The organism is Methanocrinis sp. (assembly GCF_049974945.1).
In the GTDB taxonomy this organism is placed as follows: Archaea; Halobacteriota; Methanosarcinia; order Methanotrichales; family Methanotrichaceae; genus Methanocrinis.
Window position 1 is genome coordinate 1 of record NZ_JBNGCU010000008.1, and the last position, 25,176, is coordinate 25,176.

At 61.0% G+C, this 25,176-nt stretch carries 21 protein-coding genes, 1 tRNA gene and 1 pseudogene; 10 read left to right on the forward strand and 13 right to left on the reverse strand.

Going from position 1 to position 25,176, the window contains the following annotated elements; genetic code table 11:
* The 3 genes from ACP5EL_RS01660 to ACP5EL_RS01670 form a co-directional block, all read right to left on the reverse strand.
* Positions 1-124 (reverse strand): DUF3417 domain-containing protein (locus ACP5EL_RS01660; RefSeq protein WP_428400732.1); only part of this gene is annotated, 124 nt, incomplete at its 3' end.
* Between the two features lie 192 nt (positions 125-316).
* The gene (locus ACP5EL_RS01665; protein WP_428400706.1) at positions 317-832 is read right to left on the reverse strand and encodes a rhodanese-like domain-containing protein; all 516 of its coding nucleotides are present in this window, start codon (positions 830-832) and stop codon (positions 317-319) included.
* A 156-nt stretch (positions 833-988) separates the two neighbouring features.
* The gene (locus tag ACP5EL_RS01670) at positions 989-2,617 is read right to left on the reverse strand and encodes a SagB/ThcOx family dehydrogenase (protein WP_428400707.1); all 1,629 of its coding nucleotides are present in this window, start codon (positions 2,615-2,617) and stop codon (positions 989-991) included.
* Positions 2,618-2,854: 237 nt separating this feature from the next.
* On the opposite strand from ACP5EL_RS01670, the gene ACP5EL_RS01675 reads away from it, so the two are divergent.
* The 3 genes from ACP5EL_RS01675 to mtxX all read left to right on the forward strand — a co-directional run bounded on the left by ACP5EL_RS01675 (position 2,855) and on the right by mtxX (position 5,656).
* Positions 2,855-3,817, forward strand: coding sequence for a HEAT repeat domain-containing protein (locus ACP5EL_RS01675; protein ID WP_428400708.1), 963 nt, complete (start codon positions 2,855-2,857; stop codon positions 3,815-3,817).
* Positions 3,818-3,882: 65 nt separating this feature from the next.
* The gene (locus ACP5EL_RS01680) at positions 3,883-4,845 is read left to right on the forward strand and encodes a methanogenesis marker 2 protein (RefSeq protein ID WP_428400709.1); all 963 of its coding nucleotides are present in this window, start codon (positions 3,883-3,885) and stop codon (positions 4,843-4,845) included.
* A 4-nt stretch (positions 4,846-4,849) separates the two neighbouring features.
* A complete protein-coding gene (gene mtxX, locus ACP5EL_RS01685) occupies positions 4,850-5,656 on the forward strand; it encodes a methanogenesis marker protein Mmp4/MtxX (protein WP_428400710.1) in 807 nt (268 codons plus the stop codon).
* Positions 5,657-5,821: 165 nt separating this feature from the next.
* Here mtxX and ACP5EL_RS01690 read toward each other — a convergent pair whose 3' ends face one another.
* The 3 genes from ACP5EL_RS01690 to ACP5EL_RS01700 all read right to left on the reverse strand — a co-directional run bounded on the left by ACP5EL_RS01690 (position 5,822) and on the right by ACP5EL_RS01700 (position 7,873).
* Entirely contained in the window at positions 5,822-6,682 is an 861-nt protein-coding gene (locus ACP5EL_RS01690) for a hypothetical protein (protein ID WP_428400711.1), read from the reverse strand.
* Between the two features lie 35 nt (positions 6,683-6,717).
* Positions 6,718-7,659 carry a Vms1/Ankzf1 family peptidyl-tRNA hydrolase gene (locus ACP5EL_RS01695; RefSeq protein ID WP_428400712.1) on the reverse strand — a complete coding sequence of 314 codons (942 nt, stop codon included), beginning with the start codon at positions 7,657-7,659 and terminating at the stop codon, positions 6,718-6,720.
* 125 nt (positions 7,660-7,784) lie between these two features.
* Positions 7,785-7,873 (reverse strand) — tRNA-Arg (locus ACP5EL_RS01700).
* Positions 7,874-8,261: 388 nt separating this feature from the next.
* Here ACP5EL_RS01700 and ACP5EL_RS01705 point away from each other — a divergent pair.
* Positions 8,262-9,197 (forward strand): sulfide/dihydroorotate dehydrogenase-like FAD/NAD-binding protein, encoded by a 936-nt coding sequence (locus tag ACP5EL_RS01705; RefSeq protein ID WP_428400713.1) that lies wholly within the window; start codon positions 8,262-8,264, stop codon positions 9,195-9,197.
* 157 nt (positions 9,198-9,354) lie between these two features.
* On the opposite strand, the gene ACP5EL_RS01710 is transcribed toward ACP5EL_RS01705, so the two are convergent.
* Together ACP5EL_RS01710 and ACP5EL_RS01715 are read right to left on the reverse strand one after the other, a co-directional pair.
* Positions 9,355-10,566 carry an McrC family protein gene (locus ACP5EL_RS01710; protein WP_428400714.1) on the reverse strand — a complete coding sequence of 404 codons (1,212 nt, stop codon included), beginning with the start codon at positions 10,564-10,566 and terminating at the stop codon, positions 9,355-9,357.
* Positions 10,563-12,536 carry an McrB family protein gene (locus ACP5EL_RS01715; protein ID WP_428400715.1) on the reverse strand — a complete coding sequence of 658 codons (1,974 nt, stop codon included), beginning with the start codon at positions 12,534-12,536 and terminating at the stop codon, positions 10,563-10,565. Before ACP5EL_RS01715 ends, ACP5EL_RS01710 begins: the two co-directional genes overlap by 4 nt.
* 206 nt (positions 12,537-12,742) lie before the next feature.
* Between ACP5EL_RS01715 and ACP5EL_RS01720 the strand changes: the two genes are divergently transcribed.
* Complete coding sequence (locus ACP5EL_RS01720; protein ID WP_428400716.1) at positions 12,743-13,309, forward strand: OsmC family protein; 567 nt, start codon at positions 12,743-12,745, stop codon at positions 13,307-13,309.
* A gap of 91 nt (positions 13,310-13,400) precedes the next feature.
* Here ACP5EL_RS01720 and aspS read toward each other — a convergent pair whose 3' ends face one another.
* Positions 13,401-14,663, reverse strand: coding sequence for an aspartate--tRNA(Asn) ligase (gene aspS, locus ACP5EL_RS01725; RefSeq protein WP_428400717.1), 1,263 nt, complete (start codon positions 14,661-14,663; stop codon positions 13,401-13,403).
* 418 nt (positions 14,664-15,081) lie between these two features.
* Between aspS and ACP5EL_RS01730 the strand changes: the two genes are divergently transcribed.
* The 3 genes from ACP5EL_RS01730 (at position 15,082) to ACP5EL_RS01740 (ending at position 18,757) form a co-directional block, all read left to right on the forward strand.
* Positions 15,082-15,294, forward strand: coding sequence for a hypothetical protein (locus tag ACP5EL_RS01730; protein ID WP_428400718.1), 213 nt, complete (start codon positions 15,082-15,084; stop codon positions 15,292-15,294).
* On the forward strand, positions 15,291-18,473 hold the full coding sequence (locus tag ACP5EL_RS01735; RefSeq protein ID WP_428400719.1) for a DUF835 domain-containing protein: 3,183 nt from the start codon (positions 15,291-15,293) through the stop codon (positions 18,471-18,473). The genes ACP5EL_RS01730 and ACP5EL_RS01735 overlap by 4 nt, the downstream gene beginning before the upstream one ends.
* Before the next feature lie 101 nt (positions 18,474-18,574).
* Positions 18,575-18,757, forward strand: coding sequence for a pro-sigmaK processing inhibitor BofA family protein (locus tag ACP5EL_RS01740; protein ID WP_428400733.1), 183 nt, complete (start codon positions 18,575-18,577; stop codon positions 18,755-18,757).
* A gap of 114 nt (positions 18,758-18,871) precedes the next feature.
* On the opposite strand, the pseudogene ACP5EL_RS01745 reads toward ACP5EL_RS01740, so the two are convergent.
* From ACP5EL_RS01745 to ACP5EL_RS01755, 3 genes and pseudogenes are all read right to left on the reverse strand, one after another.
* A pseudogene (locus ACP5EL_RS01745) lies at positions 18,872-19,495 on the reverse strand (diphthine--ammonia ligase); the annotation flags it as partial.
* 35 nt (positions 19,496-19,530) lie between these two features.
* Positions 19,531-20,343: a DUF1614 domain-containing protein gene (locus tag ACP5EL_RS01750; protein WP_428400720.1), complete on the reverse strand. Its 813-nt coding sequence runs from the start codon at positions 20,341-20,343 to the stop codon at positions 19,531-19,533.
* 245 nt (positions 20,344-20,588) lie between these two features.
* On the reverse strand, positions 20,589-21,665 hold the full coding sequence (locus tag ACP5EL_RS01755) for a TRAP transporter substrate-binding protein (RefSeq protein WP_428400721.1): 1,077 nt from the start codon (positions 21,663-21,665) through the stop codon (positions 20,589-20,591).
* Between the two features lie 243 nt (positions 21,666-21,908).
* Between ACP5EL_RS01755 and ade the strand changes: the two genes are divergently transcribed.
* Both ade and ACP5EL_RS01765 read left to right on the forward strand, forming a co-directional pair.
* Positions 21,909-23,657 carry an adenine deaminase gene (ade, locus tag ACP5EL_RS01760; RefSeq protein WP_428400722.1) on the forward strand — a complete coding sequence of 583 codons (1,749 nt, stop codon included), beginning with the start codon at positions 21,909-21,911 and terminating at the stop codon, positions 23,655-23,657.
* Between the two features lie 20 nt (positions 23,658-23,677).
* Positions 23,678-24,817 (forward strand): TIGR04013 family B12-binding domain/radical SAM domain-containing protein, encoded by a 1,140-nt coding sequence (locus ACP5EL_RS01765; RefSeq protein ID WP_428400723.1) that lies wholly within the window; start codon positions 23,678-23,680, stop codon positions 24,815-24,817.
* Here the strand turns inward: ACP5EL_RS01765 and ACP5EL_RS01770 are convergent.
* Complete coding sequence (locus ACP5EL_RS01770) at positions 24,808-25,146, reverse strand: hypothetical protein (RefSeq protein ID WP_428400724.1); 339 nt, start codon at positions 25,144-25,146, stop codon at positions 24,808-24,810. The genes ACP5EL_RS01765 and ACP5EL_RS01770 overlap by 10 nt on opposite strands.
* Positions 25,147-25,176: the final 30 nt, after the last annotated feature.

The window sequence follows — 25,176 nt, forward strand, 5'->3', positions numbered from 1 at the left end:
CCAGCATTATGAATAGCTCTCTCCCCTCGGGATGCCAGCTCCACCAGAGGTTGTAAGCCAGATCGCCGAGCTTTGCGATCCTCGAGGGCAAGTTCGGAAATTTGTCTCTAGGTTTGTAGAACATGATCTCTCCTCCCCATCATCACCCCCATCATTGATCTGGGATGATTTTACCTTTTCCTCGACGGAGGATCGAAGGAAGGGGCGGTGAGAGATATGGCGGATCTGCAAAATAGGGATGGGACCGAGAGGTCTATCGACCGCTCGGGCGCCTTTGAGCTCCAACTTGGGGATCTTACACCTTAAGGTCGTGGATCTAACTCGACATCTCTTCAGAAGGGACGAGCTCCCTTCCGGCTTCCTCCCATGCGGAAGGACCGCCCACCACAACCCATGCGTCGCGGTCGCCGAAGATCCTCAGTATCGAGACCGCGAAGGCTGCGTTAGTGTCCAGAGCGCAGAGGGTGGCGATCTTTTTGTCGGTTGGGACCATGTCTATAGACGTGACTAGCACAGGACCAGGTATGTTCATAGAGCCTGGTATGTGGCCTGAATCGTAGAGTTCGGCGGGCCTCACGTCCAGGATCGCCAGGTTCTTGTCCCCGGCGTCGACGGCGTCGATGAGCTCTTGCATCTCCATCCTGTAGTAGCTGTTTTCGGGATAACCCATCATGAAAGCGTCGGCTTTGGCCATGTAGTCGACCTCGGCCATCTCCTCGGCTTCGGCCATCTCTCCGTCTTCAGCCATATCTTCATGTTCAGCCGCCTGGGCCGGTCCCGCCACGGCGAAGAGCCCCAGGAGGACCAGAACCAGCAGCGCTTTATTCTTCATTCAATACCACCTGCGGGACTATTTTATCGTTGAGAGTATATATCTGTTGTGGACCTCCAAAATAAAATGATTTGAGAAAAATTTCGACCCCTTTTCATCCCGATGAAGATGATTCGGCCATATTCTCCCAGAACTGTCCCTATTTTCTCGTCCCCATCATCGGTCTGGGGCCGGGTATGCCGGAAGGGTCTCTATCCTCTGAAGGGGGATCTCTCTTCCGACTGCGAAGTGGTATAGGCTCTGATACTCGGGCCCCTTCAGGCCCAGGGCCGAGGAGACGGCGTCATCGAAAAAGCAGCCTATGCCGCATCCCGCGAGCCCCGTCGCCTCCGCCTCCAGGTAGAGGGTCTGGCCGACGATGCCGCACTCCCAGAGGAGCCGGTTGTAGAACCATGGGCCGCGCTCCTCAAGATTGGGACGGAACCTCGCGATCATGGCGAGGGAGAAGCAGCCTTCGGAGGCGATCTTCTGGCCGCAGGAGAGAGCCCTCGAAAGCTCCCGGAAGTCGCCGGTCGCCAGCCGATAAAATCCCGGGGGCGCTTCTTGAGGCGTCTTCCAGTCGAACTCACGGCTCAGGGAGGATCGGAGGGACTCTTCGTGGTCGGGGTTTCTGACCAGAAGATAGAGCCCCCGATCCAGGCCCAAAACACGGTGGACGAACGCCGCGAGATGGACCTGGGGCCTCCAGGCGAAAAGGTTATTGGGGAACCTTCCCGATCCAGGAAGGGTCCGGCAGAGGGCCCCGAAGAGGTCGTCTCTCTCCATGCTGAAGGCCGGGTCCATGACGATGGCGCTCCGCCGATTTCGGATGAGATTGCGAAGTGATGCTGGTGGACGGGCGAAACCAGGCGGAGCCTTCATCCCGCCAAGGTCCTCGGCGACCTCGCCCGGTGGTTTCGCCGTCGCCTTCGCCATCCCCGCAACGAGGGGCCAGTCGACGGCATCCGGGCTGAGCCGGTCGGGCTTTCCCTGCCACTCGACACCTCTGAGCTCGGCCAGGACCTTCTCTGATAGATCAAAGCCCGAGACGGCGCTGCCCTGGGGGTGGACCGCGACGAGGCAGTCCGGGATCTCGGCCTCGGCTCCGGTCTCCCCGGCGACCCCCAGAAGATATGCCAGCTCCTCGGTCCCGACCTCTTCCAGGAGCGTCGCCCGCCATCCCAGGGCCGCAGAGGCGAGGCTTGTGGCCGCGAGGGCGTGGCCTAAGTTCAGATGGAGGTAGCGGAAGGCCCTCTCGCCGTACTTCCAGCACTCGCGCCAGGGGATGGAGGAGAAGCCGACGAGGACCGTCCCCTCCGGCAATCCCGAGGCCATATCCCGCCAGGCCTTCTCCGAGAGGCGGCACCTCACCTCCAGGGCATGCTCCCGGGGCGCGTAGTGGCTGACGGCCGGACGGTCGAAGAGGCCGAAAACGGGCCCGCAGATCAGGTAGCCCTCGGTGGGGTGGAGGTTTCCGCTGGAGGGGTTTGTCCGCAGGGCCCAGGCCGCCCCTCCCGCCCGTCTCCAGGCCGAGATGGCGAGGGAGTCGAAGAGGAGCTGGGAGACCGTATCAAAGCCCAGGGGTCGGGGAGGGACACCCCTCTCTTCGAGGGCCTGGTCGTACTCTGGACCCTCGCCGGGTCGGGGCTCGGGCCGCTCCAGCTCGATGAGATCTGCGCCCCGAAACCTTCGGAACGGCCGGGGCTCGTTTCCCCAGTCCATCGTCTTTGGCCCTGGAGCCATCCTGGTGAAGCTGTGCTTTGTCGCCTGGTGGTAGGCGAAAACCTGGTCGAGCTCTTCGGACATTTCGAGATCCTCCTCTTCGGCTTAGGTGGTGGGCGGTGGGGCGGGCTTTTTGTCCTTCGCCCCATTCACTCTTTGTCAAGAAAGGAATAAACTTTTTCGGCGAGATCTTGGGGGCTGGACGGAGCCGGAAGGATAGAGCCGCCGGGATCTGTATAGACCGCCTGGATCGCTCAAGCCCCGATGAAGATCTGAGCTTCGGGGAAAGCTTAAAGGACAGAAGGTCGGAGTTGGGCGGATATGGAGCCCCTTTCAGACCTGGTCCGGATGCTGGGAAGCGAAGACTACTTCGAGAGGCAGAGCGCCGCCTGGAAGCTGGTGGAGCGTGGATCTGAGGCGACCGGGCACCTCCTCGAAGCGCTGGAGAGGGCCGCCGAACCCCAAGTGAGGTTCAAGGCGGCCTGGGCCCTGGGAAAGATCGGCGACGAGAGGGCACTCGACCCCCTTGCCCGGGCCCTTATCGAGGACGAGGACCCCTCGGTCAGGGAGTGGGCCGCCTCGGCCCTAGAGGCGATCGGAGACAGGCGGGCGGTCCCTTTCCTCTCCCGATCCCTCGCCTCCGACCGGTCCAGGGAGGTGAGGCTGAGGTCGTCTCTTGCTCTCGTAGGCTTGGGAGCCTCCGACACCTTCATGGAGCTTCTAAGAGAGGGCGACCTGGAGGCGAAGAGGATGGCCGCGGTGGGCCTAGGCCGCCTCCGGTGTACCGGGTCGATCGAGATGGTGGCCTCTTCGATCGAGGACGGCGATCCCGAGCTGAGGCGTAGGGTCGCCTGGTCCCTCGGCGAGATGAGGGCGCCCGGATCCGCGCCCCTTCTTCTGCCAGCGCTCAAAGATGAGAGCTACGTCGTCAGGATGACCGCGGCCAAGGCCTTGGCCTCCATCGGTGGGGATGAGGCCTGCGGGATGGCCCTCCCCCTGGTAGACGACGAGCACCCCCAGGTCAGGCTTGCAGCCGTCACCGCCCTGGGCGAGATCGGCCTTGAAAGTGCCCTCGACCGGCTCGTCGAGGTGATCTTCGGCGATGACGAAGAGGAGATCCGGGCCTGGGCCGCCTGGAGCCTCGGCGAGATCGGGGACCGGCGAGCAATTGAGCACCTCCAGGAGGCCTGCGTGAACTGCCCCCCGAGGGTACGGGATAAGGCCCTCGACTCCCTGGAGCAGGTCTTCGGGATCGGCACCGGGGAGCGGAATAAGGAGGCATAGGGCCGGCTCTCTCGGATCGGTCTTGCACCGTCACCTATTTTTCTCCAGAGGTTTCTGGATAGCTGATGAACCTTGAGTCTCTGGCGGCCGAGCTTCGCGGGTTTGTGGGCATAACCCGCAAGAAGGCCATCGGCGGTCTGGTCGGCCACTTTCCGGTGGACTCAGACCTGATCATAGCCTCTTTCGGGGAGGACGCGGCGGTCATCGACGACGGCGATGAGGTGATGCTTCTTGCAGCTGACGGGATCTGGAGCAGGCTTTTGGAGGCCGACGCCGAGTGGGCGGGCTACTGCGCCGTGCTGGTGAACGTCCACGATATAGCGGCGATGGGGGGCTGGCCCGTGGCCATGGTGGACGTCTTCAGCGTCGACTCTCCCGAGCTCGCAGAAGACGTCCTCCGGGGGTTGGCCAGGGGGATCGAGAAGTTCAGGGTTCCGATCATCGGCGGTCACTTCCATCCGGATACCCCCTACAGCGCCCTGGACGTCGCCATCCTGGGGAAGGCGAAGAAGGGGGCGGTGATCCTCAGCAGCACGGCCGCGCCCGGCGACTCGATCGTCATCGGGGTCGACCTCGACGGTCAAGTCCACCCCAGCTTCGCGATCAACTGGGATTCGACGAGCTTCAAGGAGGGGGAGGTCCTCCTCCGCCAGCTCGGATCGATGAGGGAGCTGGGGGAGAGGGGGCTGGTCACCGCGGGAAAGGACATCAGCAACCCCGGGATGCTGGGAACCCTGGGGATGCTCCTGGAGTCGAGCCGGGCGGGGGCCGTCGTCGACCTCGACCTCCTCCCCCGGCCCGAAGGGATGGATATGGCAATCTGGCAGAAGATGTATCCGGGGATGGGATTCGTGGTGACCGCGCCCCCGGACGAGGCCGGGGAGGCGGTCCGGGTCTTCAGGGAGCGGGGCCTCTCCTCCGCCATCGTCGGCCGGGTGACGAAAGATCGGCGGCTGGTGATCGAGTCCGGCGGAGAGAGGGCGGTCCTCTTCGACTTCGAGCGCGAGGTCATCACCGGCATAAGGTGATCTTTTGGATTCGGGGTTCGTGGACCGGATGGAGCGGGCCGCAAGAAAAAGGCGAGCCCGGATCGGCATCGGGGTGGACGGCGGCGGCCAGGAGATCGTCGCCGGGATGAAGGAGGCGGGCGAGTACGCCGAGATCGTGATGGTGGGCGACCCCGGCTCCGACTCTGAGGTCGGAGGGGTGAATCTGGTGAGGGCCGAAGATCCCGCCTCGGCCCTGGTCGACCTTCTGGCGAAGGGCGAGATCGACGGGGCGGTGAGGGGGAACCTCTCCGCCACCAGGGTGATGAGGAGGATCGCCGGGACCTTCGAGGTGAGGGTGAGGCGGATCTCTCTCCTCTCTCTGCCCGGCTGGAGCTTCTTTCTCGCCCCGGTGGGGATAGACGAGGGCGACTGCATATCCGACCGGCTGGACCTCGCCGTCGGCGGCGCCGGCTACCTCAAGGATATGGGCGTCGACCCCAAGGTATCTGTACTCTCCGGCGGGAGGATGGAGGACCTGGGCAGAAGCGACCGGATCGATCGGACCCTCGCCGAGGCGGAGCTGGTGGCGAGGCTCGCCCGGGACGGCGGAGTCCGGGCCGAGCACCGGGGCATCCTGATCGAGACCTGCCGCGGAGACGATCTGATCGTCGCCCCCGACGGCATCTCCGGGAACCTGATCTTCCGCACCCTGATGCTCCTCTCCGGGGCCAGAGGGTTCGGCGCTCCTGTGATCATGGACCCGGTCTTCGTCGACTCCAGCCGCGCGAGAAAGAGCTTTGGGGGGCCGATCATGCTCGCCAGCGCCCTGGTGGCGATGAAGGGGCGCTGAAAGGCCGCCCCAATTGCCTGCCGCCAGCAAATTACTCCGAGCGAGGAGGGGCTATTGTCAGGCCGATGATGCTGGCAGGGGCGCACCAATATTTTTATTGGCCGAGTTGGGTCAGGTACAGGGCCAATACCAGGCACAAGATAGCTCTTAAACTTCGAATCGGATTCACCCCTCCAGCCTCGCCCTCGCCGCCTTCTTCACGCTCTGGTCGAGGTCCTCGGCGAGGGCCTGCACCAGATCTTCCGGCGCCGCCGGGTTCTTCGCCACCGTCTCACGAACCTTCCAGGCCCAGTCCCCGGAGAGGGCCACCAGGGTCGCGGGATCGGCCCTCGGGTTCGATGCCACCGCCGCCCGGATCTCCACATCCCGATCGATGGCGAGACTGGCCAGGGCGTCGGCGGGGGTACTGGGATTTTCGGCGACGGCCACCCGGACGTCCTGGATTCTGTCCGCGGCGAGATCGTCCAGGATCTCGGCAGATACCCGGGGGCTTTTCGCCACCGCCGTCCTCACCGCCCAGGAGTGGTCGATCTTCCTCCTGGAGAGGACTTCTCTGGGAACTTGGGGGTTGGAGACCGCGGCGGCCCGGACCCCCTCGTCGGCGTGCTCGGAGAGGGTTCTGATCGCCTCTTCGGGGGAGCTCGGATTCTTGGCCACCTCCTCCTGGACGATGAAGCGGTTCTTGGAGAGGGAGTAGTCGAAGTCCATCATCTCGTCCCAGGAGAGGACGGAGAGGGTGACGGGGGAGGTGGAGGGGTTGCGGGCGACGGCGGCCCGGACGAAGCCGTCGCCGTCCTCGGAGAGGAGGTCGAGGATCTCGCCGTCGGCTCGGGGGGACGCCGCCACCGCCTCCCGGACCCACTGGACCTGGTCTTTCGCGAGATTGCGCAGGATCTCGATCGGAGCATCGGGGTTTAAGGCCACAGCCCTTCGGACGTGCCAGTCCCAGTCCTTCGATAGCATCTCCAGCTCTTCCCTCTCCGCATCCGGATCAGACGCACTCTTCTCCTTCTCCCAGTCTCTCATCTAAACCCTCTTCAATTCATTCGTAATCCAGATCATCATCCTCTCAGGCAGACGAACCCGTAGACCTCTTCCAGAAGCCGGTCAGGGTTCTTTTTGTCGAAGCGGCCGATCTTCGCCTCCTGTATCGGAAGGTCGATGGCGGGGGCGATCATCTTGACCAGGGCGGGGTCGCCGCTGACCACGGCGCGGGCGGGGATCGACCGATACCCCTCCAGAATTTTGGGGAGCCTCTCCGCCACCAGGTCGGCGTGCTGGCGGATCTCCTCCTCCCTCAGCCGCTCAAACCTCTTCTGGCTCCAGCCACCCTTGGTGTGCTTCTCCTTGACGGCGCTCTTGACCACGGCCCGCTCCGCGAACCCCTCCCGGCCCAGGGCCACCCCCAGGAGGGTCTCGCCAGCGTGGGCCGCCACCACCAGGACCGGGGTGTCCAGCATCTCCTTCAGGGGCCCCGTCTTGAAGGACCCGGCCCAGGTCACCTCGCCCTCTCCGATGGGAAAGGGAGGGACCAGGGCGATGGTGAAGAGAAGAGGGGCGGAGAAGACCGCCGCCCCTCGGTCTGACTCGTCCTGCCTCGCCAGATCGCCGACTTCGGGGGGGAGGTTCTCTCCGGCCGACCCCGGGGCGATGTATGCCGAGAGAAGGTCGTCATGGGGGGATCGGACGGCATCGAGCCTTTCCAGGAGCTGCTCGACCTCTCTCGGCTTGAGGAGGCGGCTTGAGCTGGGACGGCCTTTCGTCGCGGCCCCTTCCCACCCCTCCTCTCCAGCATCCCGCTCCTGGAGGGCGGCGATCTTCTGCTCTGCGGCCTTGAGGGCGAGGCTCGTCTCCTGGCCGGCTGCGGTCAGCTTTCTGATCTTCTCCTCGCGCCTCTCTATCTGCAGCTGCAGGGAGTCCCTCTCCTCCTCCTGCTCGGCCACCCTCGCCCGCAGCCGCTCTATCTCCTCTTCCAGCTTCTTTTTTCCGAGAAGGTCGACCAAACCCTCACCACCGCTCTTCTGATGGACCTTTTGGCAAAAAGGGTTTTCTGCCCGGCTCAGGGCCCTGCCCGCCCTTCAGCTGCGCAATCGGATATGATTTGGGGTGAGATGAAAAAAAAGGTGGACGGACCCGCTGGGAGTCGAACCCAGGTCAGCGGGTTTCTTCGAGAGGGCTCTCCGAAGCCCGCTAGGATATCCTCTACCCTACGAGCCCACGCCCAGAGCTTAGCCCTCACCGCTATTAACCTTTTCCAGAGCCCGACCATAGCCTGACCTTCATGGATCACATTTAGCCCCCCCGGGCGCTGCTACTGGCTCCTGGCAAAGGTTCAAAAATTGCGACCATAATTTAGCAGGTAGCCGGAGCCAGATGAGATTATCCATATTTAAAGGCCTTTTAGGATCTGTTTTTTGAATAGATGAATGAACGGTTGGGGAAAGTATTTCAACCATCAAATCGAGGAGATGTAATCGCGGAAGGCTGCGGAAGCTCTCGGCATCAAGGATCCGGGGGCGGGAGCAAAAAAGCCCGATGCGATTGAGAAGTGCGGATCGCCCCCCGAATTCGGGAGGTCTGCGTCTTGACTGGTGAGGCGACCCTCATGGAAGAAACCATTTGCGAAAGGTCCGTCGGCTCCATCGCCAACGAGATCGTGAGAAGAGAGACGATAGCGCCCGGCTTCAAGCTGATGGAGATCAGGGCGCCCGAGATCGCCGAGAAGATTCAGCCCGGCCAGTTCATGATCCTGCGGGTCGACGAGGAGGGGGAGAGGATACCCATGAGCGTCGCCGACTGGGACCGCGAGAGGGGGACGGTGACCCTGGTCTTCCAGGAGCTGGGCCTCTCTACAAAGAAGCTCGGCCTCATGGAGCCGGGAGAGAGGCTGGCAAACCTGGCCGGCCCCCTGGGAAAGCCCGCCGATGTAGGGCACTTCGGGACGGTCGTCGTCGTCAGCGGCTGCTTCGGAGCCGGCCCCGCCTACGCCCTGGCCAGAGCCCTGAAGGAGGAGGGAAACCAGGTGATCTCCATCGTCGAGGCCTACAAGGGCGAGTTCCTCTTCTGGCTCGACCGGCTGGAGGAGACGAGCGACCGGCTGATCGTCACCTCCGGCGACAGGACGGTGGGGGTCGCCCGCTGGGCCAAAGACCCCCTCAGGGAGATCCTCGCATCCGAGAAGATAGACCGGATCTACCTGGTCGGCTGCACCTTCATGATGGCGACCTGCTCGCGAGTCTCAGAGCCCTTCGGCACGGAGGCGAGGGTGAGCCTGATGCCGATAATGATCGACGGGACCGGGATGTGCGGGGCCTGCCGGGTCAACGTCGGCGGCGAGACGAAGCTCGCCTGCGTCGAGGGGCCGGAGTTCGCGGGTCACGAGGTCGACTGGAACGAGCTGATGGAGAGGGCGCGCGGCTACCTCAAGGAGGAGGAGCGGGCCCTGGACCTCTGGGAGATCGACAACTGGCATCTGGTCCGGTTCAGGAACCGCGAGCCCGAGAAGAAGAGGAGGAAGCGGGGCGGGCCGCGGCGGTGCTGATCCCCTCCGGCAGAGCCTTTTCTGAGGCGATGAGGGTGAAGCTGATCAGATATGGGGACCTGGACTACGAGACCGCGAAGAGAGAGGTCGCGGGGTGGCGGACCTGATAGGGTATGAAGTGATTTTTCCTCTCGTCTGCAAAAGAGGTTACAACACCTTACCGATCTTCGCCAGAAAGTAGATCCTCCAGAAACCTGCTTCCGGCCTGGTCGAGGTCGCCATCCAAGGAGAAGGTCAGGCTGCGAACTCTTATCTTCCCGATCATCACGTCCAAGTTCAGCGGCGTGGGGTAGATCAGCACTGTTTCCTGACAATCCTTGATGTTCGCGTAGGTTACCACCTGGCTGATGTCGTCGTTTCCTGGCCGGTCTGGAGCTTTGTACTTGGTGTCGAGGACGAAGAGCGCCTTCTCCTTCTGAGTCCCTCTATCGTAGACCACAAGATCGATCTTGAATTTGATCCTCCCCTCCTGACCAAGGGCGACCTCTTCTTGGGGTTTGACCACAAAACCCGATGGCAGGTGAGCCTCCAGCCATTCTGCGACAAAGAGCTCGTAGAGCTTTGGCATGTCCACCAGGAAGGGGATCATCGTTCGATCTCCGATCCGATGAGATGGCCCGCTCTGCTCCAAAAAGAAGCGGCATAGGGCGTGCATCGGCTGATAGTCCTGGTTTAGGCGGTTGTAAAGCCGACCCGCGCAATCCTGGGGCTCGCATGGAACTGGGGTTGCCAGGCCCCGAAGAGATTGATAGGCTCTGCGAACCTGGGGCAGGGATCTCTCGGTGCAGATCCCGCTCTGGAGAATTCGCCGCAGGGTCCAGGCCAGGATCTGGTTATCCTCGACGTCGGAGGTGTGCTCCTCATAGCAGCACTCTGGTTTCACCATCCATGGTTTCTGGCAACTTTTCTTGATCTCGAAGCGGCCCCGGACGTAGGGGATCCGATCTTTCCGGGGCTGATAAGATCGGAAGAAGCCCTTGCGCCCCCGGTCGAGGACCCGCAGGGCGAAGAGGTTGGCCAGCCTCTCGTAGAACTCCTCCAATGAGTCGCAGTCGGTTAAGCCCTCGGGAAACTTGAGGCTCTTGCTCTTTAGCCGGTAGGCGTACTCCAGCATCCCAAATAAATTCCTTATCTCCACCTTTGGCAGGAGGGCGATCTGAAACTCTGGGGTCAGGGGTATGTGACCTGCCCAGCCGTTTGCAGTTAAGCTCCATTGGTTGCCGTTCTTGAAGGACGGCTCATCTATCAAGATCTGGCTCCCGTAGCTCTGCCATATCTTCATCCCCAGCTCTTCGGAGATCTCGGATTCGGGAAACCTTTGAGTCTCGTACTCAACGAGCTCGATCCGCTGAATTTCCCTGGAGCTCATGGCATGATCTCTCTTCTGACCTCGTCCCACCGGAAGTCTTTGGCCTTCTCGGGCCGGTCGAAGAAGTACTCCTCCAGGTAGGGCTCGATCTCCATCCTCCAGACGTCCTCGATCTCGTCTTCGAGGTCGTCCAGGAGAAAGAAGGATATGCCGACTTCGTGGTGGGGGTCGTCGATCTGGTCGTTCAGCCGGCGCAAGACTCCGATCAGCCCCTCGATTGGAAATCCCGTACCTCGACTTTGATGATACTTGCGGAGGAGATCGTGATCTGGCTGTAGGCGCAGGAAGGCGAAGCGGCGACGGAGGGCGTGGTCCACCAGGGCTATGGATCGGTCGGCGGTGTTCATCGTCCCGATGATGAGGACGTTCTCGGGTATCTTCAGGGCACCCCCTCCGGCCAGGGGGATCGAACGATCGCGGTATTCGAGGAGGTACATCAGCTCCCCGAAGACCTGGGAGAGGTTGGCGCGGTTGATCTCGTCGATGATCAGAACGCAGGTTCCGCTGCGCGAGTCGGCCCTCTCGCAGAATTCGAGAAACCGTCCCGGAAGGAGAGGGTAGCTCAGCCCGCCGTCCTCATCGGATTGCGGCCTTATCCCCTGGATGAAGTCCTCGTAGGCGTAGGCCGGGTGGAACTGGACCAGATCCACGAAGCCGTCTCCCCCGCCGATCAGGTGCTTTGCCAGGTGCTCGGCGATGTAGGTCTTCCCGGTCCCCGGCGGGCCGTAGACGACCGCCTGCCCCTTTCTTCTGATGGCCCGGACCCAGCGCTCTAAGGTTTCGAGATCGAAGCCGGTGTCATCGGCGAGCTGAACGAGGGAGTATATCGGATTTTTAGGGTTGAAGATCAAGTTGTTGAGAATCTGGGCGTGTTCATCATTTACTGCGAAATTTGTCGCATTGGGAAATGTCAAGATCTCTAAAGATCTGAGGAGGGGATCTTCAAGCAGATACGTTCTCTTTATCCTACGGGGTAAGACATAATCAATACGAAGAGGGACTTGAAGTCTTTTTTCAGTGAATCTCTCCGATTCTCTGATAAATTTTCTCTCTTTGTTGTTATCGGGTATATGGTCCGGATCTGAAAGCACCGTGGCAACTGCAAGAATGCCCGCATCTTTCCCTGACTCCCAGAGGTAGACCCTATCCTTAGCATGTATTCTTTTTTTGTACTGGTTAACGGTCCACGTTATTTCCGTTAACTCGCGTATCGCTCCATCGAGGTCGTAGTAGTCAGGATTGGACTGAAAGATCCAGTAGCTGACCAATTTTAAATCGTATTTCTTGATTGCCACCAACCAGTGAGTGAACATATCGAAGAGATCGTCATCTCTTATCCCAAAAATTCCAAAACGGTGCATATCGTCTGAGGTTTCGTTAACAAGTGTGCGGGCACTTTCATTGATAGTGGGGTAATCTGCCAAACTTGAAGAGTAAGAACAGCCGGAGAAGTAGTTGACGACACTCCTTGATTTGTTGTTGATCAAGATGAAATCATCCGGTTTGAGGGCATGAAGGATCGGCGTCAAAGTTCCGGCCTGGAAACCTTTGGAGTAGGGAGAATCCAAGAAATCGTCACATGCGACCTTTAACTCTTCCGGGTGATCATAGCAACGACGAACGAAACGCAGAATCTCGCGTGCGACTTGAGGCCAATCTTTCGATTTAGTCCACCCGATCGCCTCGTACTTAGATCGCACATCACAATTGAATGCAGGTGCTATAGATCCCCAATAATCCGTAACCTTGTTGGATTTCGTATCTGCATAAGGAAGCAATTTTAGCAATACTTGCTCGGTTACGTCCTCGCCTCTACTTTCAGCCTCAAGGATATCTTTAAAATTCTTATTTCCTTCTTCTCTCTCTTTACCGTAATGCAACAGATGAGACCGACCTTGGGATGTGGGCGGATAGCTATCTACAAATTCCCGAAAAAGCCCGGCGAATTCAGCTTTCTTCTCCGCTAGCACACCGCATCTCCTCCGCTCGCGATATCTGGTATCAAGCCCATAACCTCGCAGTTCAACTTGCAGGACAGGACAATGGCATCAGCGAAAAATGTTTTGGCGGATCGAGACTATATAGGGCATGATAGGGCATGATTTTTATCCCTCACCGCCGGGGGATTCGATGCTGGGATTGGATTTCGGAGATCTGGCCGTGGAGATCTGATGAGATGAGCGAGATGTTGAACGGAATCGACGTTTTGAGGCTGCAGAAGACGATAGAGGCCGTGGGAAGAGAGCCGGAGAAGGGGAGGTTCACCATCCGGGCCAGGACCGAGTGGGCGGGCGGCTGCCGCTGCCGGACCTTCATCGAGAGGGCCGAAGGCGCGAAGGGGTCGGCGAAGTTCTTCGTCGAGGCCGACGAGCCGCCCGCCCTTCTCGGCCGCGACCTCGCCCCCAACGCCGCAGAGTACGTCCTGCACGCTCTGGCCTCCTGTCTTGCGGTGGGCCTCGTCCTCAGGGCATCTCTTGTGGGGATCGAGATCGAGGGGCTGAAGCTGTCCCTGGAAGGGGATATAGATCTGAACAACTTCTTCGGCCTCTCCGAAGATCCGAGGCCCGGGCTTCAGAGCATATCCGTGAGCTGTGCCGTCACCGTCGCCTCCGACGCCGCCGACGCTCCCAGGGAGAAGATCGAGGAGCTTTGCCGGGAGGTCGTCAGAAGGTCTGCGGTGATGGACGTCATCGAAAACCCGGTGCCGGTATCGGTATCGGTGTCGGTATCGTTGCCCGTATAGGCGCCCGTATAGGCGCCAGTATCGGTATCGTCGAAGAAGGTCGGCAAAGAAGAGTAAGACCGGCCGGGTATGGCCGGCCGGTCAGATCAGTTCAGGGAACGAGCCTTCTTCGATCCCGGGGGAAGATGACCGTCTCCCTCACGTTCTCCAGGCCCAGCATGGTGAGGACGACCCGTGCGAGGCCCAGGCCCCACCCGGCGTGGGGCGGCATCCCGTACCTGAAGGCCCTCAGGTAGAACTCGAAGCCCGAGGGGTCGAGCCCCTGGGCCACTATCTTGCGGACGAGAAGCTCGGGGTTGTGGACCCGCTGGGCGCCGCTCGCCAGCTCCATCGAGGGGTGCATCAAATCGAAGCCCCGGCTGATCTCGGGCCTCTCCTCGAAGGGCTGGGTGTAGTAGGGCTTGATCACCGTCGGCCACTCGGTCATGAAGTAGTGCTCGCCGATGGCAGAGCCTATCGCCTTCTCCGCCTCGGTGTCCAGGTCGTCTCCCCACTCGATCTCGACGGCTCTGCCCTGGTTTGCGATCTTCAGGGCCTCGGTGTAGGTCACCCTCTTGAAGGGGGTCCGGGGGACTTCGAGCTCGACTCCGAGATACTCGAGCTCCGTCTTGCACCTCTCGGCGACGTCCCGGTAGGCCTTCGCCATCGCCCTCTCCAGGAGGGCCATCACCTCCTCCTCGTCGGCGAAGCTGACCTCCACGTCGATCGATATCGCCTCGTTGAGGTGGCGCCTGGTATCGTGTTCTTCGGCCCGAAAGATGGGCCCGATCTCAAAGACCCTGTCCAGCCCCGCGGACATAAGCATCTGCTTGTAGAGCTGGGGGCTCTGGTTGAGGAAGGCCTCCCTCTCGAAGTAGGTGATGGGAAATAGGGCGGTCCCACCCTCGGTGGCCGTGGCCACCACCTTGGGGGTGCAGACCTCGATGAACCCGTTGTCGGAGAAGAAGTCCCGGAAGGAGCGCAGAACCTCGCTCTCGATCCTGAAGACCGCCAGAACCGAAGGCCTGCGCAGGTCGATGAACCGCGAGTCGAGCCGCGTGTCCAGGTCTGCGCCCACCTTTCCCGTGGGGTCCATGGGCAGGGGCGAATCGGCCTCGTTGAGGACGGTGATCTCCGAGGGGATGATCTCGTAGCCCCTAGGGGCCTTCGGCTCGCCCTTGACCTTCCCCCTGACCAGAAGAACGCTCTCCCGGCTCAGGTGCCTAACCCTCTCCAGGAGGTCTCTGTCCACCTTCTTTGCGACCAGTGTCACCTGGGCGAAGCCCTCGCGGTCCCGCAGGACGAGAAAGCAGATCCCACCCAGGTCTCGAACCTCGTGGGCCCAGCCCGCCAACGTGACCTCCTGCCCGTCCATCTCCGGAAGTATATCACCTGAATAATGAGTTCTGAGGACCAAACAACGTCACCGTGGGGAGAATAGGTTTCTGATATAAAAGCAGTCCGCAGACGAGGACGGCCCCGGTCCCGGAAGCCGAGACCGACCGTTCTCCAACAAATCCAAATAGGATAAGACCAGGATAAGACCTTCATTAACATAATATTAGGGCGATCAGTATCGGCTTGATCTCTGTCGGAGGCGATCAGTATCGGGTGGATCGGTCCTGTGGCCGTCAGAGATCGGCGACGGCTCTCGTCTTGGCGTCGGAAGGTGTCCGACTGGAGTCCGGCTCCCAGGGCTCCCGACGTCTCAAGGGCTGAGATACACTCGATGAGATGCACCCGGCAGATATATCTGAAAAGGGGACCGTAGTACCTCCAGGCCTGTAGTCACCATGACCATATCGCGGAAAGATCTGATGGAGCAGGACGAGTTCTGGGTCTTGCTCTTCATCCTGGGAAGCGTCCTCCTCAACTGGCCGATCCTATCATTGGCCGCAGGAGGAGACGAAACCTCCGGCCGGTTTTCGATACTAGTCTACATAATCTCGGTCTGGCTTGTGATCATCCTCTCTGCTTATCTCTTCGACAGGTGGACCTCGAATTGATCAACCCGGTTTTTGCCCTGGCTGCGATGGTGCTGTACCTCTTAATCCTCTTCGGCGTAGCCCATTATGCAGAGCGAAAGCGTGATCAGGGAAGGAGCATCGTCTCCAACCCCTACGTCTACGCCCTCTCCTTCTCGGTCTACGTCACAGCCTGGACCTTCTACGGGAGCGTGGGGAGGGGGGCCACCAACGGACTCGGCTTTCTTCCCATCTACATCGGCCCCTCCCTGGTGATGCTCCTCGGCTGGACGGTGATAAGAAAGATGGTTACGATCTCCAAAGAGCACCGTCTGGCCACCATAAGCGACTTCATAAGCTTCCGGTACGGCAGGAGCTACGTCATCGGAGCCCTCGTCGCCATCGCCATCCTCGTCGTCATAACCCCCTACGTCGCCCTCCAGCTGATAGCCATCTCCGAGTCCCTGACCATAATAAGCGGACCGTACCACGAGGTTCTGGGGGTCAGAAGGCTGATGGTGGCCGTCCTACTGGGAGTCTTCGCCATCATCTTCGGTACGAGACACCTCGACCCCCTGGAGCGGCACGAGGGGCTGATCGCCGCGGTGGCCTTCGAGTCGCTGGTGAAGTTGGTGGCCTTCCTCGTCGCCGGCCTCTACATAACCTACGGCCTCTTCGGAGGTTACGGCGAGATCGTCAGCGGCATCGCCAGCAGCCCGGAGAGCTCCCATCTTCTCCAGATCGATTACCTCTCCTGGTTCTCTCTCACGGCGATGTCCTGCTTTGCGATCCTCTTTCTGCCCCGGCAGTTTCACGTCATGGTGGTGGAGAACTCCGACCAAGAACACCTGAAGAAGGCCATGTGGCTCTTTCCCCTCTACTTGCTGCTGATTAACCTCTTCGTCCCGGCGGTGGCCTGGGGTGGCCTCCTCCTGGGGGCTCCTGGAAGGGCGGACATGTTCATGGTCTCCATCCCCATCAGCCAGGGGCAGGATCTTTTGGCCCTTCTGGTCTTCATCGGAGGGACCTCGGCCGCCACCGCCATGATATTCGTCTCGGCGGTGACGGTGGGCACGATGATATTAAACGACCTGGAGATGCCCTACATCGTCCGGAAGATCGGGAAGGGAAGAGACCTGCCCTCTCTGATCCTCAACCTAAAGAGGCTGAACATACTCCTGGTCCTGGCTCTAGGTTACCTCTACTCCCTTCTCGTCGGATTTCCAGCCCTCGTAGACATCGGCCTCCTCTCCTTCCTCGCTGCCTGCCAGCTCGCCCCGGCGGCCCTCGGCGGCCTCTACTGGAAGAAGGGGTGCAGGCTGGGAGCGGTGGCGGGCCTGGTGGCGGGCTTCCTCATCTGGGTTTACTCCGCCCTCCTTCCGACCCTCGTCGATGCCGGATGGGTATCGAGAGGTCTGATCGATAGTGGCCCCTTCGGAATCGCTCTTCTTCGGCCCACCGCTCTCTTCGGCCTAGAGCTCGACGTCTGGACTCATGCCTTCTTCTGGTCGATCTTGGCCAACTTCACCCTATATGTCCTCTTCTCCCTGATCCACGAGCCCACCGATGAGGAGAAGGCCCTCGCCGAGGGCTTCGTCGAGATCTACAAGGCCCCTCGACAGATCGAGCCCAGCCCGGTCCTCCCCTTCGGAGAGAGCGTGGTGATAAGGGTGGGGACGGTGGACGAGCTGGAGGGGACGGTGGCGAGGTACATCGGTGCGGAGAGGGCGAAGAACGTCGTCGAGATGAACCTAGCCGACCTGAAGACGACGAGGGAGGGGATCGATGCGAGGCAGTTCTTCGAGCTGAGGGACAGGCTGGAGAAGACCCTGACCGGCTCGCTCGGTCCCTCGGCCACCAGGATGATCGTCGAAGAGGAGGTGGGGGTAAAGCCGGTCGTCGAGGTGATCAAGGAGACGAGGCCGGTCTACACCCTCGATCAGGGAAAGGTCTACATAATCCCGGAGAAGGCCTACGAGGTCTTCACCGACCAGATTACCCACGGGGTGGAGGGGCTCTGCATAACCTCGGAGGATCCCGAAACGATCAGGTTGAGGTGGCACTTCACCGAGACCCCCATCGTCAGGCTCAGCCACGAGAAGGGGCGGGGCGAGAGGTACATCGCCCCCACCAACCTGCCCCTGCTCTTCATAACCATAAAGTCCTTCGTTGAGAGCAGCAAAAACAGCATCATCCTCCTGGACAGCCTTGAGGAGCTGATAGAGGAGAACGCGGCCGCGGTTCCAGAGTCGGAGATCCTCGACTTCGTCCATGCCCTCGAGAACCTCTCCGGGAAGGGCCGAACGAGGCTAGTTATCCGGGTGAGCCCCGAGTTCGTCAACAGAAAGCTGAAGGCCGAGATCAACGAGGTCGAGCAGCTGATCTTCCTCCTGGGGCCCCTCTCAGCCTATCTCTTCAAGGTCTTCGCCGACTCTTTCTTGAAGAGGCTCGACGAGCCGGCCAGGGCGGCAGTTCAAAGGGAGCTCGATGAGATTATGGCGACCGCGAAGATCTTCTCGGAGATGAGAACGCCCGATGAGAGCGGCGCCTGCGATCCGGAGATGGGCGAGATCGAGAGGGGGGCCTTGAAGATCGACCCGAGCTCGAGATTGAGCCGCTGGGATTTCTTCGCCGCCTTGAGACGCCTCTCCAAGGCGATCAGGGAGTTTGATCCTAGCTTCGAGCTCTTCAGCGCTGCAAAGCCCTTGATGGCCAAATACGGCCTGAACCCCGTCGAGCTGCGGCTCGCTCCCGGGACGACCTACGTCATCGAGGAGGAGAAGCCGCTGAAGAGCCTCGCGGCCTTCAGCGACCTCGTCGACCTCGGCCTGGAGGGGCTCTGCATAAGCAGGTACCATCCCGGGAAGCTGATGGATAGGTACGGCCTCTCCCCGGAGAGGGTGATCTGGCTCACTCAGTCTGCAGGGATCGAGCCGGAGTATCGGCACGTGGACCCCACCAACTTTCCCAGGCTCTCCGGCATGATCTCCGACTTCCTCTCCAAAGCCGACGAGCCCCTGATCCTGCTGGAGGGTCTGGGCTATCTCATCACCCAGAGCAACTACGAATCGGTTCTGAGGTTCGTCCAGTCTCAGAGGGACGAGGTCGCCCTGAAGAAGGGGATCTTGATAATTCACATCGATCCTCTCGCCCTCGACACCAAGGAGCGGCACCGGCTGGAGAGCGAGATGGAGCTTCTCGAGGTCGGAGACGGAAAATGATGAAATACCTTTGTAATAGGTGATTATCCGTGGTGCAAGTGGAGATCATAATTTTGGGATTGCTGCTGATGCTGGCGATCTACCTATCTTTCAGCCTGGTTATGAGGTCGGTCAAGTTCCTGGCCGTGAACACCCTATTCGGCCTGGTCATACTTTATCTGGCCAACGTCCTCGGCGGCCTCGGCATCCCCTACAGCCTGCCGGTGCTTCTCATCTGCGCCATCCTGGGGGCTCCGGGGGCGATCGCGGTGATCATACTGAACCTCTTTGGCATCGCGTTCTGAAGCCCTGAAGGGCCCGCCTTGAGCTTCGGTCGCAATAAAACTAAGGCCAAGTGGCCGTTTTTCCTCTGAAGAGCCGTTCCGGCCAGCCGGTGGCCGGACGAGCCTCGATCCCGCAATCTCGAGCGATCCCCGGTTTCCCGACCACCTCTTCTCGAAGTCCAGCTCTATCCTGCCCCGCATATCGGGGCCGGCCAGGACGAAGGTCTCCAGCTCGCCGGACTCGTCCAGGGGGCTGATCCGGCCCCGGAAGCAGTCCCGGAGGAAGTCGTCCAGGTTGCTTCGATCCAGAACTCCCCCCAGCCAGTCCTCGCCGAGACGGCCCGTCTTCAGCCTCCCGATCAGGACCTCAAAGCCCTCCTCGATCATCTTTGCCAGGATCTCTGCTGGGTCTCTGTGCCAGAGGGGCAGAAGCAGCTGGAGGTCGAGCTTCTCGCAGATCTTCACCAGGCGGTTACGCCGGTGGTTTGAGGCTGTAGCTCCGGCAGAGAGGCCGTCGACTTCGAGGTCCGCGAGAGCTTCGACGAGGGGCGATATCTCGTCGTCCCCTTCGGCGCAGAGCTCCATAAGAGGGACGCCCAAGGATCGGGCCGAGGTCCTGGTGAGGCCGGGATCGTGGATGCCGACGATCCGCGAGCCTCTGGCTGCGACCAGATATTCGATCTCAAGCCCCGCCTCCCGCAACAGATGGGAACAATAGACCGAGCTGGCGTCACCGGAGAAGAGGACTGCGACCTTCATACTCGATAACCTCCCTTCAGGCCGCGGCGATCAGGTCAATCTTCGATGCAGCTCTTGGAGCTGATCTGGCCGGATCGATGAAAGTAGTGGACGACGAAGGCCGCGAGGAGGACCGCCATGATCCCGGTGAGGAAGATACCGTCGAAGACCCCTGCTCCGCCGATGGAGAGGACCAGGGTCTGTGCGCTCAGGTCCGTCGATCCTGTTCCGATCATGGGGGGGGCGAGCTCTGCCAGAACTCCAGGGGTGAGGAGGTTGAAGATGTCGGCCCCCAGGAGGGTCCCCATCGTCCCGCTGATGTAGGCGAGGGCGGGGGCGGCCTGAAGCCTCCTCGCCAGGGTGAGGCCAGAGGCGGCGGCGAGGGTGGGGGCTACGTAGACGGGAAGGAGGATTCCCTCATTTGCCACCGGCATCGCCATCATGTAGGTTATCGAAGCCACGATCAGCGTTCCCAGGACCGCCCTCCTCGTCGAGACGTGGCACTTGAAGAGGATGGCCAGGGAGACGAAGATGGGGATTATGCACCCGCCGAGGTTAACCATCAGGGCGACGGGATGGAAGCTCGCCGGAAAGGAGATCTCCATCACCGGCGAGAAGAGCGCGGCCGCCTCCAGAAAGATCGGAGGGTAAGAGGTGATCGGCCCGGCGTGGAGGGGGATGTTCACGCTGCTGCCCGCAAAGCTTCCGAAGACCATCAGGAGGGCGTGCCAGTGGCTGAACCCCACCTGGAAGAAGGCCTCTGTGCTGAGCCTCAAGAAGAGGTAGATGAGGATCAGGGGAGCGGCCAGGGCCAGCAGCAGGAGGGCAAGGGAGATGGGGATGGCGAGCCATTCGAACAAATTCAACACCCGGAAGGTAATTTGCTCGGGCTGTTAATATAGTCTTCCAGATGGCCGTCCGAGAGCCGCTGTGTAGTCCCGAATGTTTTGACTTATCGAAGTTTGCAGGCCATTTGAGGCCAAGGGCAGTGATTTCTGCGTCTGCGGGTCCAATTGGTGAAAATCAGCAAGCAGCACCATTTTGAAATAGGCTCATTCTCAGAGCAGCTATTCTCTGCGTCGAATGCGGGACCTCGGATCTTTTTCGCTAGGGCCTACCTCCACTCCGGCGGGAAGGCGACGAAAACGACCCCGTTCCTCTCGCACTCCTGGTTGAAGATCTCCACAGTTTCTCTCGCTGGAAGGCCCTCCGCCTCCAGCTCTGCGACCCACTCACGGGTCACGTTCTGAAACGCCGCCTGCCAGCGCGCTTCCTCCTCGGGCGACAGGGCGGCGAAGACGACCCCGCTCTCCTTCAGCTCGGCCACGATCTCGTCGTAGGTCTCTTCCGTCATCCCTCCCGTGGTCCAGTAGGGGTTTTGGCAGACCTCCTCGATGATCGGCTTGAGGTCATGGGGGATATTTTCCCAGGCGTCGAGGTTCATGAAGACCCCTTCGCCGACGCAGCCGAAGGTGACCAGGGTGCAGTGGTCGGCGACCTCGTTTAGGCCGAAGGACGAGAGCATCGGGGGACAGGTGACGATCCCGTCTATGCTCCCGTTCTCCATCGCCTCCCGGACGGAGTCGAGGGGCATGAAGACCGGCTCAGCCCCGATCGCCTCGATGCACCTCGTCTGCATGCCGCCGGGGCTTCTTATCCGCAGACCCGAAACGTCTTCGATCGTATCGATCGGCTCTTTCGTCCAGAGGTGGGAGTTGATGCAGGGGTTCACCTCCAGAACCTTCACGCCGGCGAACTCGTCCCGGAGGGCCCGGCCGTATACGGCAGCTCCGATCTCTGTTGCGGTCTCCTTGTCCTCGATCTCGGCCGGGAGGCTGAGGACGTCCGAGAGTGGGAAACGGCCCGGAGTCCAGGTGAGGGTGGCGTAGCCCATATCAGACCTGCCGTCGGCGACGATCTCGTAGTGCTCGGACCCCGGCCCGAGGGCCTCGCCGTCGAAGAGGACGCAGGCGATTTTTCCGCTGCTTCTCTCTTCGAGGGCGTCGAGCATGGGGATCCATACGGTCTGGACCTCCAGGCTCTCGTGAGGATGCCAGGTGCTGAAGTTGATCTTCATCGTATCCACCGACGACGAAGGGTCCGAGGTGGTCGCGGCGCCGATCCCGCTCGCGAAAAATAGGCCTGCCAAGAGGATCGATAGAGGAATTATGAAAGCGCATCTTATCGTCATTTTATATCGGGCTCCCGAACGGTCTTCTTAAGCTTGAGCTTGTTTGTCTCGCCTTATCGCCTTCTGGGGTTTAGAATTTATCCGCTCTCAACCGCTGCTGGAGTCAGCGATCTAGCCCGTTTCCACGTCGGACCCCCCCGAAACACTCCGAGAGCCGGTTCCTCAAGAGGTCGGCGGAAAAGGATAAAACAGGTCTCGACCTTGAGGCTCGAAGAAAGGCAGGATCGAGGCCGGTGAACTCTTATGAAGCTCGAAGAACTGATCGCCGCGGCCCGCGGTGAGGTGGAGGTCGACCTCCTTATAGAGGGAGCAGACGTCGTGAACACCCTCTCCGGCGAGCGGCGCCGTTCGGACGTGGCGATCTATGACGGCACCGTGGTGGGGTTCGACTGCGAAAGCGCGAAAAAGGTCGTGGACCTCTCGGGGATGGTATTGGCGCCTGGGTTCATAGACGGCCACGTCCACCTCGAGTCCGCCATGGTGACCGTCCCCGAGTACGCGAGGGCCGTCGTCCCTCGGGGAACGACGGCGGTGGTGGCCGACCCCCACGAGATCGCCAACGTCCAGGGGGCCGAGGGGATAAGGTACATCCTCGACTCCTCGCGGCTTTCGCCTTTATCCGTCTTCGTGATGCTCCCCTCCTGCGTTCCTGCTACGCATCTTGAGACCTCGGGAGCTCGTCTCGACGCCGAGGCCCTCTCGAAGCTGATCGACGAAGAGGGCGTTTTGGGGATAGCCGAGGTGATGAACTATCCGGGGGTCATCTTCCGCGACCCGCAGGTTCTGGCCAAGATCAGGCTTGCAGGCAAGAAAAAGGTCGACGGCCACAGGCCGAGGATCGACGGCCACTGTCCGCTTCTATCGGGAAGGGACCTCGCAGCCTACGTCGCCGCCGGGATCGGCTCGGATCACGAGTGCACATCTTCCGAAGAGGCGAAAGAGAAGCTCCGGCTCGGGATGAGGATCATGATCCGGGAGGGTACGGCAGCCAAAAACCTCGACGACCTCCTCCCCCTGGTGGACGAGGTCAACTCCAGGCGTTTTCTCTTCGTCTCCGACGACCGCCACCCCTCCGATATCCTCCGGGAGGGGCACATCGACTCCATGGTGAGAAGGGCCGTCCGGGCGGGGCTCGATCCCATCGTCGCGATTCAGATCGCAAGCCTCAACGCCGCCGAGTACTTCGGCCTTCGCGACTTAGGGGCGATCGCTCCGGGCCGCAGGGCCGACATCCTCGTTTTAGAGGACCTCGAAGGTCTTGCGGTCCAGAAGGTCCTGAAGGACGGTGCCGTGGTTGCAGAGGGCGGCTGCCTGATCGCACCTCTCGGAAAGGCTCCAAGACCTGTATCGGAATCGATGCGAGTTGGCAGGATCGGTCCCGGATCGTTCGACATAAAGGCAGAGGGGAACCTGGCGAGGGTGATAGGGGTGATTCAAAACCAGATCATAACGAGATCGCTTTTGACCCGGCCGAAGGTCGACGACGAAAAAGTCGTCGCCGACGTCGAAAGGGACCTCCTGAAGATGGCCGTCGTCGAGAGGCACAGGGGAACGGGGAACGTCGGCCTGGGCCTGGTTTCGGGATTCGGCCTGGAAAGGGGGGCGATCGCGACCTCCGTCGCCCACGACTCTCACAACATCGCCGCCGTGGGGATCGATTCCGAGGAGATCTTCCGGGCGGTCTCTGCGGTCCGGGATATGGGGGGCGGCCTCGTCGTCGTGGACGATGGAAAGGTCACCGCGTCCCTCCCTCTCCCGATCGCGGGCCTTCTCTCAGACCGATCGATGGAGGAGGTCTCAGAGTTGATCGAGGAGGTGGTGGGGGCAGCAAGAGACCTCGGCTCGGCCCTGGAAGACCCCTTCATGACCCTCTCCTTCCTCTGCCTGCCCGTCATACCGGAGCTGAAGCTGACCGACAGGGGGCTCGTGGACGTGAACAAGTTCGACTTTGTGCCGCTCTTCGTGGACGAGGATGAGGAGGGTGAGGCCTGAAGCATCAAAAGGCGAGGAGGATGAATCTCAAAAAGAGATCACTCGACTCCAGCCCCGATGGGATCTGGTTTCGCAGGAACCGAAAGAACATGTACAGCATCGCCGCCCTTTTGCCCCTAGTCGAGGGCGCGGGCCTCGCCAACGGGCCGAAGGAAGGGATCATGCTCTACAGCTTCGCCACCGCCCAAGCCGAGGAGATCCGCCGGGAGGTCGAAAGCTCCAAGGTCGATGCGGTCTACGTCGCCGGAGGCCCCCACCCCTCGGCAAGGCCGGAGGAGGCGCTCCAGCATTTCGACTACGTCGTCATCGGGGAGGGGGAGGAGACCCTCCCGGAGCTGATCGGCGTCATCAGGAGCGGCGGCGACCCTGAGATGGTCCGGGGCATCGCCTACATGCGAGATGGGACTGCGCGCATAACGCCAGCGCGAGAGCATGTTGACCTGGACGAATACCCACCTTTTCGGCCTCCGATATTCTCGCCCCTCGAGATCAGCCGCGGCTGTCCCTGGGGGTGCGCGTACTGTCAGACCCCCCGCCTCTTCGGAAGGAATATGCGCCACCGATCGATCTCGACCATTCTGAAGTACGCCCGATGCTACTCGGATCTGCGGTTCACATCGCCCAACTCCCTCGCCTACGGCTCAGACGGCATCCATCCGAGAATGGATAAGGTCGAGCGGCTCCTGAAGTCGTTATCCGAGCTCGATAAGCCGATCTACTTCGGGACCTTCCCCTCGGAAGTGAGGCCCGACTTCGTCTCCGAGGAGGCCCTCGATCTCGTGGTCAGGTACTGCAAGAACCGATACCTCAGCATCGGCGGCCAGTCGGGAAGCGACCGGATTTTGAAGATGATCGGAAGAGGCCATGACGTGGAGACGGTGAGACGGGCCTGCGAAATCTGCCTCAACCGGGGTATCGTCCCCAACCTCGATCTGATCGTGGGCCTCCCGGAAGAGACGCCGGAAGATCAGAGGATGACCCTGGACCTGGCCCGGGAGGTCGTGGGGGGAGGCGGACGGATCAGGGCCCACCACTTCATTCCCCTGCCGGGAACGCCCCTCGAAGATGCAGCCCCAGCGCCGCTCTCGGATGAGGTGGCAAAAGAGATGGGAAAGCTCGCCCTGAGGGGGAAGGCGACGGGAACGTGGGCTCAGAGGTAGAAGCGCCTGAAAGGGAGCTTGTAGTCGTCCTGAAGCTCGTACTTCACCACAATCCTCTTCTCGTCCACGGTGATCTCCCTCACCGACTGGGAGAACATATACCAGGCGTACCCCCGGTCCGGCACCCTCAGCTTGTCGGGGAGGCTCGACGAAAACTCCGTCTGGTTCAGGATGTAAGAGCGGAGCAGCTCGCTACCCGAGGCGAAGAGGAAGGGAAAGCCGACCCGTTCCACCTCCTCCGCCATGCAGGGGTCGGTCAGCCTCAGACGCTGCTTCAGATACTCTCGGTAATCCTCTTCTGTGATTACAAGCTCTTTCAATTCGCTCAACGCGACTCACCGGCATCGGGTACTGCGAGC